The sequence below is a fragment of the Veillonella parvula genome, assembly GCF_002005185.1.
GTDB lineage: Bacteria > Bacillota > Negativicutes > Veillonellales > Veillonellaceae > Veillonella > Veillonella parvula_M.
Genome location: NZ_CP019721.1, coordinates 628,555 through 639,911, shown reverse-complemented (window position 1 = coordinate 639,911; position 11,357 = coordinate 628,555). Strand labels below are relative to the sequence as shown.

Here is an 11,357-nt window from a genome sequence, read left to right as displayed (position 1 = left end):
AGATAGTCTCATACAATGTTGCATAATATTTAGATAACTAAAATACAATTGCGATTAACATGACCAACAACAACTAAAAATATAGCAAAACCCTTTAGCGAATCTAGCCACTCCATTCTCATTCCTGAAACTCCTTATTACATAGTGCTAAAGCACTAGCAATGACTTTATCCATATCGTAATATTTATATTCCCCTAAACGACCACCAAAGATAACATTGGAAATCGTTTCGGCCTTTTTAACGTATTTAGCATAAAGATCTAAATTCTTCACGTCATTTACTGGATAATACGCTTCTTCACCAATTTTCCAGTCTTTTGGATACTCTTTTGTTACATATGTAACAGGCTGTGTACCAAATTCAAAATGCTTATGTTCAATAATACGAGTATACGGAATTTCTCCTTCCGTATAGTTCACCACCGCAACACCTTGATGATTTTCCTCTTCGAGACGCTCTGTTTCAAAGCGAAGACCACGATATTCTAATATCCCTTCAGAATAACCAAAGTATTCATCTATAGGGCCTGTGTAGATAATCTTATCTGCCAAAGATTCGTATTCATTCCTATGTTTAAGGAAATCTACACCTAAGCGGACTTCAATGCCTTCTAACATGCGTTCAATCATCTTAGTATAACCACCCATAGGAATACCTTGGAAGCGATCATTAAAATAATTATTATCGTATGTATAACGCACAGGTAATCGTTTAATAATGAAAGCTGGTAACTCTGTACATTTACGGCCCCATTGTTTTTCCGTATACCCTTTGATGAGCTTTTCATAAATATCCGTACCTACAAGACTAATAGCTTGCTCTTCTAAGTTCTTTGGCTCCCCTGATATAGCAGCTCGTTGTTTAGTAATGATATCTTGTGCCTCTTTTGGAGTTCGAATATTCCACATTTTAGAGAATGTATTCATATTGAACGGCAAATTGTACATCTCGCCTTTATAGTTTGCTACAGGACTATTTACATAGTGATTAAACTCAGCAAATTGATTGACATAATCCCACACATGTTTCAAGGATGTATGGAAAATATGAGCACCATAGACGTGAATATTGATATCATCTTTGCTTTCACAATATAGATTACCTGCTATGTGATTGCGACGGTCGATGACAAGTACAGATTTACCACGCTTGTGCGCCTCATGAGCAAATACAGCACCAAATGGGCCTGCCCCAACTACTAAATAATCGTATTTCATTAATAGGCCCCTTTCGATTTAGCAACAGCCAATACAGTTTTCAACAGATATACAATATCAATCCATACAGACCAATTATGCACATACCAAGAATCCATGAGAACTCGTTCTTCATAGGTGGTATCACTGCGACCACTTACCTGCCAAACACCAGTAATCCCTGGTGGTACAAGGTAAAAGTCATTAATATAGTCGCCGTATTTTACAATTTCATCTCGAACAATAGGTCTTGGCCCTACGAGGCTCATGTCCCCAACGAGAACATTCCACAACTGTGGCAATTCATCAAGACTTGTCTTTCGAAGGAATTTTCCGATTCTTGTAACGCGAGGATCATCTTTCAATTTAAAATCTCGCTCCCATTCTTCACGAGCAGCTGGATTATCTTTTAGATATTGCTCCAAAGCCTCTTGTGCATTTGGCACCATGGATCGGAATTTATAACAAGAAAATGATTTCCCACCTTGACCAACGCGTTTATGTCCAAATACGATAGATCCTGGAGAATCTAAGTAAATCAATATAGCAATGATACCGAGAATTGGTAAAATCAAAAAGCCACCACATACCGTAGCTACAATATCAAAAATACGTTTGAAAACACGGTTAGATTTGCGTGCTAGGTTATTTTGCACACGCAATACGACGGCTTGTTCTTCCATCATGCCACGTGCTGTAATATTACTGGCTGGTAAACCGAATAATTCAGGAACAAATGCTACTCGTTTTACTAATACTTGTAATCGATTAATCAAGGATACTAATTTTTTAGACTCAAGTCCCGGAGCACAAATCAGTACAGTTTGAACGCCTGTATCTTTAATAACGCTTTCTACATCTTTAAAGGCTCCAAGGCATGGATATTCTTTAGCGATGGATGATGATTTAGGATTATCATCTACATAACCAATAATCTTATAGGTAGTAATCGGCATACGCTCTAATGATCTCTGTACAAGTTCTGCTGTCTTTCCCGCCCCAACGAGAAGAATCGGAATTGTTAAATATCCTGCTTTTGAAAGTAATTTTCCTACAATAAAACGCTCGCTAAAGATAAATACGAGCATACATATATAAGCAAAGGCAACAAATAAACGAGACACATCATTAATAACATGTCCTGTGTACATGAGAACAATCGATACGACAACCCCTATGGTAATGCTGCGAAACAAATTTTTCATCGTATCCCAATAAGGTGTTACCACAGAATAGACATTATTAAGCAACAAGATAGTTAAAAATACGATAGGCACAATACCATATACGTAAATTTCTTCTACCTTAAAATTTGAACTTACTGGTAAAATTGATAAGTTTAAACGCAAATAATAGGCTGCTAATATCCCCAAAACAATAGCAATATAATCTGCTATAAGTACTATGAGCTTACTTATAAATAACTTTTTATTATTGTTATTACAGATAGAACGATTCATACTAATACCCCAATTATAAGAAAAGGTTGTTTTCTCAATCTCAAAATATTAAGAAAACAACCTCTCTATCATACGAATACAATGTACCAATATTTACATATATTGTATCATATTTAAATATATAAAACTATAAAAAACATAGATTTCACCTATCTTTTATGTAGTTATTTATTCTTTAAGTCTATTTAAATCCTACTTAATTGTCTATTAAATAGTAGTTAGATGCCTTCCAATACAGCTATATAATTCTCAATTATCCCGCAATTGAAGCATAATCCCCATAACAACCCAAAAAATGCGAATACCCGATGAATTACCCCAAGTATAATCAATAGATCCAAATAAAAATAAATAACTAATAAAACCTACAATGATTGATAAATCATAAGGATTTGTAGATATAATATAGCTTTTTACTGATTTATAGATTGTGAAAATTGAGAATCCTAAAAACCCAATTAGACCTAGTATGCCAGATTCAGAGGCTATTTGTAACATATTATTATGAGAATGACCTAAGTCTTGGGTTTCTTTTTCTGATTTATACTGCTCTCGATATGTTTTCTGCCACAAACCTGGACCAACACCAATTACAGGATGATCCATAATCATTTTTCTATCCGACTCCCATACATAGATACGGCCTAAATTTGAGCCATCAGTAGTTACATTAAAGGTGCTTTCAAAACGAGCCATATAAGCTTGATTACTAGTAAATATAAAACTGATTCCTATAACAGCCACAAGAAGTACCAATAAATAACGAATGTTAACAAAGGAATAGCGCAATGTAATAAGTACACCATTAATACCATTAAATAGCCAAGAACCACGGCTTTGATTGCCTAACATTCCCAACACTATACTAAATAAAGAGAATACAGCTGATTTTTTTACATAAGAAGGAAATGTTTTATCATAAACAGTAATTAAAGCTAATGGAAAAGCGAGCGTTAACAACATAGCTAGCCCCATCATAGAGCCATTAATGACACCACCTGCACGACCCTCTGTTCCTACATTATACCCCAGTAAATATTGTACAAAGGCAGATAGAGCATCGATGCCTATATACACAAAAAATATTGATAAAATAGTATATAATTTGCGAGAACTCTTGATAAATAGCAAGATTGGTACGATAATTAAAATCTTCCAAATCCAAATATTAAAGAAGTACTTAGTCGTCACTCGTATATTATCACTAATAAATGCAGACGGTAATATACATAACAGCATACCTAAGTACGCCCATCCATATTGGCGTATCGAATTTGGTATAGAAACTTCATCTCTTTTATACCACCATGTTAAAAGTGTAACGAGTACTATAAGTCCATAAATAAAATTACCAAAAGCCATAGATGACCGCGTCGTACATATCATAATTGAAATGAGTACAGTAAGTATCATTTCATAATTCTTAAGTATCCAAGATTTCATACTAACACCCTTATCCCCTTATTGTTATTATCTAATAATTAAGTATAGTTACGACTTACATATAACGTATAAATGTATACTTATTTTATTAAATTTTTCATATGTTCTTGAATTTCTTGTTCATATTGATCGAGTAATTCATAGCGTTTACGATATTGGCTACGTTTTTGTGATTTAATCTCCTCAATAGGCTTACGATATTCCTCTAAAGGAATTTTGAAAAAACGTTCATCACTACATAGTACACCGCCAGATTCCTCCCACAATGAATCTAGCTCAGCTACCTTTGCACGATGACCGCGAACTAAATGAGTATTCGCGTAAAAGCCTTCATCAGATACAGCGTAAATAGATTCTACTTTACAAATGACTGCAATATGACGTAATAGGAACATAATAAAGTTTTTTGGACGATAGCCAAACATCTTTTTCGTAACTGTTTTAGCATTATCAAGACCATCTTTATAACCTTGAATTGTACCAATCCACATAGCAGATTCCCCATTAAAGCCTTTGCCAAAGCGAAAATTAGCATGGTATACGCCCTGCTTACCCAAGGTGAGTAACAAGGTCAAAAAACCTTCTTTACGCTGACCAGGTCCATAATATAAACGGGCCACCATATCAAGGTCTTCTGATTCCCATACGATAAAGCCACGATTCATACGACTTACATCATCATAAATATTCTCTGGATCTACAGAGTACATTTCACGAATCGCCTCATCTGTAAATATATCTTTCAAATAATCAAAATGATTAACAATGGCCTCTAATCGTTCCTGAGGTGTAGAACTTTTAAACAAGAAAAATCTTGTCATCAACTCAAATAAACCAACTTGACGATCTAATAGTGTTAAATCAGGCGTGTAATTTGCAAAGTAGTTCTCTAGCGCCTCTATTTCTCGTTTATTTCGTATGGAGCGCATTGTATGTAAAAAAGTACGACGTGTTTCCCTCCAACTACGCTTTCCGTAAATCTTACGACCTCGTTGCCATTGTGTTTGTAAATATCCCATCTCTTACTCCTATCCACTAATACAACTAACAAACTTTATCATTAATGATTAGTGGAGTGTAAATTATCTATAATCGCAACTAATTCATCAGCTACACGATTAATGATGAATCGTTCCTCAACAACACGTCGTGCATTTGTGATAATACTTGATAAATCTACCGCATCACTCATCACATGCTCCATCGCTTGTTGTAATGTATGTTCATTCAAAGGATCAACAATAAATCCAGATATACCATCGTCTATAATTTCTCTCTGAGCCCCAGATCCACTCGTAATGACTGGTACACCGCAATACATAGCCTCACAAATAACAAGACCAAAGGCTTCACGCGTTACAGTTGGCAATAACAAACAATCAATTGATCTATATAAACCTTCAATATCAGGTGTAAAACCTATAAATTCAGCATAAGAATGCATGTAATGCGCATCTATATAGTCTTTAAGTTTTTTGATTTGATCCTCTGTACCAGCCCCCGATATAATCAACCGAATATCTGGATTGTTTTGATGAATCTGTTCAAGAGCACTTAAAATCAGATATAAACCCTTACGTTCTGTAATACGCGCACTATATCCAAATGTAGTAACTTTAGATTTCATTGGCACATTATCTGCAAATGAAAGAAATCTATTTGGATCAATACCATTATAAACAATATAATATTTACTAGTATTCTTAATAATAGGTGTCATAAGGTCATCATAAACGAGTTTAGATACACATACAAAGGCATCTACTTGTGAATTGATCCATTTATGATACATATCTATTTTACCAGGTACAAGATTATGTTTAATAAACATCAATTTAGCACCCGTTAACTGCTTAAGAGCAATACAGAATAAGATATATTTACCAGAGTGGCATACAATTGTATTAATTCCTTGTGCTTTCATCTGTTTGGCTACTGCATTAACAGATAGAAAACCCTTCAAAGTATAGAGATTGGCAGTCATCACATGGCCGACTTGAGCATAGCGAGATTGCATCTCTTCATTTGATTGGTCTACTAAGGTATAAGCAGCCCTATGTCGTTGTTGTAATTGTTTACAAATATCATATACATATTGTTCACCACCGCCCCAAATTTTGGCGCCTACAATATTGATTATAGACATAGGTTCCTCCTATCATATACAGATCAATACACATATAGTGGCATCCATTGATGTATTCGAAATAATGTTTACATATACATCAATAGATATCATCGTCTAATTATACTACGACTTATTCATACTGTCCTCATGATTAATGAGCCACATGGTCAACAATGTCCAATCACGAGCATCATCCCCATGATTATCAATAGGCCGAATTGGCTCAACCGGTTTATAGGACGGTATGTTGCTTTCACCATAATCCATGCGAACATCGCCCATCATATGCGGCGTAATCCACTGGTACGGCGTAACTAAAGTTTCTGGCTGCTCATCAAACAAGGACGGCACAATGGAATAATATTCAAAACCCTTTGGTGCAATGGTTTCAATAATGGTAGGCATGAGGCTCATATGCGTGCCAATGGGCACCGTAATCACATCCTTAGTGAAAGCAGGATGTTGTAACAACCCTACGGTACAGAATGTATCGCGCAAGGTATAGTCCCGTTGAATTAAAGATGTATTATTCAATGAGCCAAATAGATTAGAGTGATCACCTGTAACAACAAATAAACTATCTGGAAAGGCCTCTTTCATAGCATTTACAAAGTTAAATATTGCCTTATCACTATAGCGATAGGTAGCCAATTCTTTATTGCGTTTCTTATTAGATTTTAGATCATCCCCAAGATTCGGCATGACCTTTTCAGGATCATAATCTAATAAGGAATCCTCCATTTTATAAGGACCATGATTGGATGTAGTGTAAATAAAATGGAATGTCGGATGATCTAATCCTTTAATTTGTTCCGTTATATTCTCTAAAAATACGTGATCGTATACGCCCACCCAAGTTTTAGGTGCATCAGGACCACAGAAAACAGAAGCGCTTTCCACACGGTCAAAGCCTTGAGCCTTACCGAAGTGATTAAAGTTGCCGTACGACGCATTACCACCATACCAATAAATCGTATCATAGCCTAATCGCTTCATTTGAGCTGCCAAAGAGGTCGGCAACGGTTCATGCCAAAAAGCTTCCCGTTCATTGATTTCCATACCCGCATCATAGACGCCGGATAATAGACTTACAATGGATGGACGAGACACATTACCAGCAGGCAAGAAATTAGGTACTTGCACCGTATGAGGATTATCTTTAAAATCCCATAAACCAGGACATATATTGAGATCCTTATAAGGTTCATCAAGAGACCATTGAGGGATACTTTCACCAACAATAAAGAAAATATGCTGCGGTTTATCAATACGAGGACTTGATGCAACACGTTTAAATGCATGAAGCGGTGTACTCAAATCCTGCCAGGAATCTTTGTATTTGTTAGGAACAATACGATGTATAGCGTCATCAATATCCTCAGGTGATGCGGTATATTCATCACGTAGCGGATGTTTAAACACCGTTTCTAAGGCACATAAATCTGGCACTGTAGCACGAGCAAAGAATATATCTTCTTTTACCACTGTAGGAATCGTATCCCATTCTGGTTTATCATCATGAGATAAGGTACCACCGTAGCGGAACCAATAGAATCCTAGAACAGATGCCGCCACAAGTCCTATATTCCAAGCTACAGTAGGCCAGGTTCCTTCAATATTTGGATATGGTATAGATGGCAAGGATAAGAAGAAACCTCCCATGAACCAGGATATAACTGCAATAGGAATCAATCCTAGAATGACAAGAATTCCTCGGTCTTGATTAAAGAATACATCAATCAAATTCCGTTTCTCTGCATGATTTCCATAATGAACCATATAGTTGTACGTATCATGGAAATGCTTGTAGAAGATCATTTTTCCTGCAAAGGCTGCGTACAGTACACAGGAATACATCGTTAGACCTACTAATCGTATGGAATCTTCTATTTGATGGTACCCTTCAAACCATAGTGCAGGGAGTGTCACCAAGACTAAAGGTAGTAAGAATACATAGGCATCAAAATCCATGCCCCACCAAAAGCCGTAACGCAATGAACCTAGAGCTGATTTCCAACGACCTTTCCATGTTGGATACGGATTATAAATAATCATAAAAATGATTCGAAAGATACTACTCAATATGGGTGCCCAAATCATTAATTTTATATTTTGTTGTAGGGATAGAAAAAATTGTTCACTCATTTATACTTCCATATCTACTTAAAGAACAATACTTCCCCATAGCAACCTACTTATACTACATTACTGATTATAATTGTCCATTAGATTTATTCAAATAATACAATTTTACATACTTTGTCATGGTGTACATCATATGATAGATCGATAATAAAAAACCTATTTTTCCGTCTAATATGCCACCTTGCAAAATATATATCTTGAAAAATGCCCATGTAGGGCGCAATATAATATCCCCTAAAAAATTACAAGACTTCCCTTGTGCCTTGTATTTATTAGCTGCTACCGTCGTATACTTATTGAACTTCTCAAAAATTGATGCCAGTTATCATACGTATAATGATACAATTTTCCCTCTAATGTATCTTGTGGATACGGACTGATAAAAGCTTCGTGAACAGCCCCTTCCACAGTTGCTCCCTCTCGAGGCATCAATCGTAATACCTTATCAGGCCTCACCACACCATGGGTTGCCTGATTATAATGGAATAGATTATATCTGCGTAACCAATACGCCTTCGGTTCACCTTGAATAGCTCGTTGAATAGACTTTGCTAACTCTAGTGATACACGTTCATCAGAATCGACAAATAGAATCCATTCACTCTGGGCTTGTAAAATACCAAACCGTCGTTGTTGTGACCAATCTCCATTTAAGGGATGTGGTATAACCTTTGCACCCAATCCCGTAGCAAGTGATACTGTCTGATCTGTACTGCCATCATCGATGACTAAAATTTCATCAGCAAATTGAATACTCTTAATACAATCTACAATATGTTGTTCTTCATTGCGCGCTAAGATAATAGCCGTCACAGTACTCATAGATAATCCTTTAACTTACAAATCAATTAAATTTAATGGATAAAAATGTATATTTCTTTATTTGATGACATCCCCATGTTTAATGCGCCATGCCGCAAGTTCACGCATGTTTTTAATCATATCCCCATAGGATTGAGGCATGCTCGCACTTTGTTCTAACACTTTGCCACTTTTATCAAGATATAGTCTATGATTAAATACAAATTCCTCTTGTGTAAACAAGCTTGGTACCATCGCTTCATAGGTTTGACCAGGTCGGCCTACCAATTCCGCCAAGGTTGGAATGATTTGAATGCTCATGCCGAACGCATTAGGTGCAAGCCAATCTTTATGAATACCACGACCATAAAAAATAATAGGAATAGTAGATGCCACATTAGGACCTACTTCACGAGCAAAGTTAAAGCGTTCGCTATGGTCACCTGTAATGACGAACAGTGCAGACGGATCTGCTGTTTCTTCGCGAGCGATAAAATCACCCATTACGTGGTCTGCGTACCAAATATGGCCCATTTCGTTCAATTGCTTATCGTTTTCTTCGATAGAATCTGGCAAATGCCCTTTTACCTTATTCACATCGTAGCCTTCCTTAGCCACATTGATGCTATACGGTGGATGATTAGAGGTGGTCATAATCACATTGAGGATTTTTTCCCCTCTATGCTGATCCATGTAGGCAGAAATAGCTTTAAACAAGTCTTTATCGCCTACGCCCCAAGCATTGCCGTCTTCGCTTGGCATTTCAGAGGCATCGTGGAATTCATCGAAACCTTGAGATAAAACAAAGTTTTTAACATTTTGCCATGTGCTAAAGCCACCATACCAGAATACAGTCTTGTAGCCTAGCTTTTTCATAACAGGACCAATGCCTAAACCGTAAGGTTCTTTGAAACTTTCACCTTCATAATTAGGATATAGCCCTGTATCAGGCATCCCCGTCAACAAACCATTGATGGCCGGCATCGTACCGGTGCCTTGGGCAAGGGCTAGCTGCGTGCTCATCGCTTGAGGGCTGGCAGCGTATTTACGACCTTGCTCAACGAGGTACGCACCAGGCCCGTTATATTCAGCGAGGAACGGCCACAAGCCATAGGATTCTCCAAGAACGAGGTTTATAGACTGCGGTTGATCCGCTAATCGTTGTGTCGTAATGGTTCTCGTGAAAGAACCGTCAAAATTTGTACCGTTAAACTTACCACCAACGGCAGTGATTTTTTCATTTAACTCTTGAGGCGTTAAGTTAATAACCTCAAGCTCAGCCGTCCGTTTTGCAATGCTTTTAACACGATAGAGAGCCTGCACATCGTCTAGAATATTTTCGTTCAACAAATTGGAACTAAGTCGGGCCGCACTTTCCCAGTTAATAGAATTTGTATAGCTGAAAGCACCGCCAAATCTAAAGAATAGACCTATTACACCGATAGCGACAGTTAATCCAATGCCCGTCATCCATTGCGTTTTCTTCGTTTTAGGATACCAAGTAGTACAAAGTCGTTGATGATCTGCAAAATCACTATTTCTTACATTATCCGCATCATCACAATTCCTTAGATCAACAGCGTAGTCACTATATTTCTTGGCCCCCCACGCTAGGAAACGAACTAGAAAATAGCAAAGCGCTGCGCTCAATACAACGGCCCCTATGATGTACATGAGGGCATTATATTCATTGATAGCGGTATTTACAATGGCGCCGATATCATCGTTTTTACCGTTGATGAGCATCGCATTGTAGGAAGAGTTAAATATCTTGTAGAACGGAATGCGTCCCAAAAACAGGAAGGTCAACAATATAGTCGCAATGGAGTAGAGGACCTGTTTAACGCGCAAGGACGGCCATTTTGGCACAAAGGTATGTACCAACGTCCCCCCTAAAAAGCCTAGTAAACACAAAGAACCGACGGTCTTGAGACTCAATCTAAATCCTAGCCACAAGGATGTAAGGATATTCTCCATCGTCACGGAAGCTAGTTGTGATTGAAATACTGCAAGAAACACGATTCTAAATGCAGTCAACAGAACAGAGAAAAAGATAAATACCTTAATCTCTGTTCGTATGCCTTCAAATAATCGCTGCCATCGGTTCATCATTAACCCCTAACTGTTGAATCTTATAACCAAATTGTTAATTCACTAATCCAACTATATTGTTACAAATGTA

7 protein-coding genes and 1 pseudogene are annotated in these 11,357 nt (G+C 37.1%); all 8 read right to left on the bottom strand.

All coding sequences use genetic code 11. The features are described 5' to 3' along the window. Positions 1–118 precede the first annotated feature (118 nt). Complete coding sequence (glf, locus tag B1A77_RS02985) at positions 119–1,219, bottom strand: UDP-galactopyranose mutase (RefSeq protein WP_008714508.1); 1,101 nt, start codon at positions 1,217–1,219, stop codon at positions 119–121. Beyond that, positions 1,219–2,658 carry an undecaprenyl-phosphate galactose phosphotransferase WbaP gene (wbaP, locus tag B1A77_RS02980; protein ID WP_008714510.1) on the bottom strand — a complete coding sequence of 480 codons (1,440 nt, stop codon included), beginning with the start codon at positions 2,656–2,658 and terminating at the stop codon, positions 1,219–1,221. Before wbaP ends, glf begins: the two co-directional genes overlap by 1 nt. Before the next feature lie 249 nt (positions 2,659–2,907). Next, the gene (locus B1A77_RS02975; RefSeq protein WP_077707881.1) at positions 2,908–4,101 is read right to left on the bottom strand and encodes an O-antigen ligase family protein; all 1,194 of its coding nucleotides are present in this window, start codon (positions 4,099–4,101) and stop codon (positions 2,908–2,910) included. An 80-nt stretch (positions 4,102–4,181) separates the two neighbouring features. Continuing rightward, positions 4,182–5,120: a VirK/YbjX family protein gene (locus B1A77_RS02970; RefSeq protein ID WP_077707880.1), complete on the bottom strand. Its 939-nt coding sequence runs from the start codon at positions 5,118–5,120 to the stop codon at positions 4,182–4,184. Between the two features lie 41 nt (positions 5,121–5,161). Then, complete coding sequence (locus tag B1A77_RS02965) at positions 5,162–6,247, bottom strand: glycosyltransferase family 4 protein (RefSeq protein WP_008714515.1); 1,086 nt, start codon at positions 6,245–6,247, stop codon at positions 5,162–5,164. Positions 6,248–6,352: 105 nt separating this feature from the next. Then, a complete protein-coding gene (locus tag B1A77_RS02960; protein ID WP_008714517.1) occupies positions 6,353–8,374 on the bottom strand; it encodes an LTA synthase family protein in 2,022 nt (673 codons plus the stop codon). 67 nt (positions 8,375–8,441) lie between these two features. Next, a pseudogene (locus tag B1A77_RS02955) lies at positions 8,442–9,196 on the bottom strand (glycosyltransferase family 2 protein). Between the two features lie 57 nt (positions 9,197–9,253). After that, positions 9,254–11,287, bottom strand: a complete 2,034-nt coding sequence (locus B1A77_RS02950) for an LTA synthase family protein (protein ID WP_077707879.1) — start codon at positions 11,285–11,287, stop codon at positions 9,254–9,256. Positions 11,288–11,357: the final 70 nt, after the last annotated feature.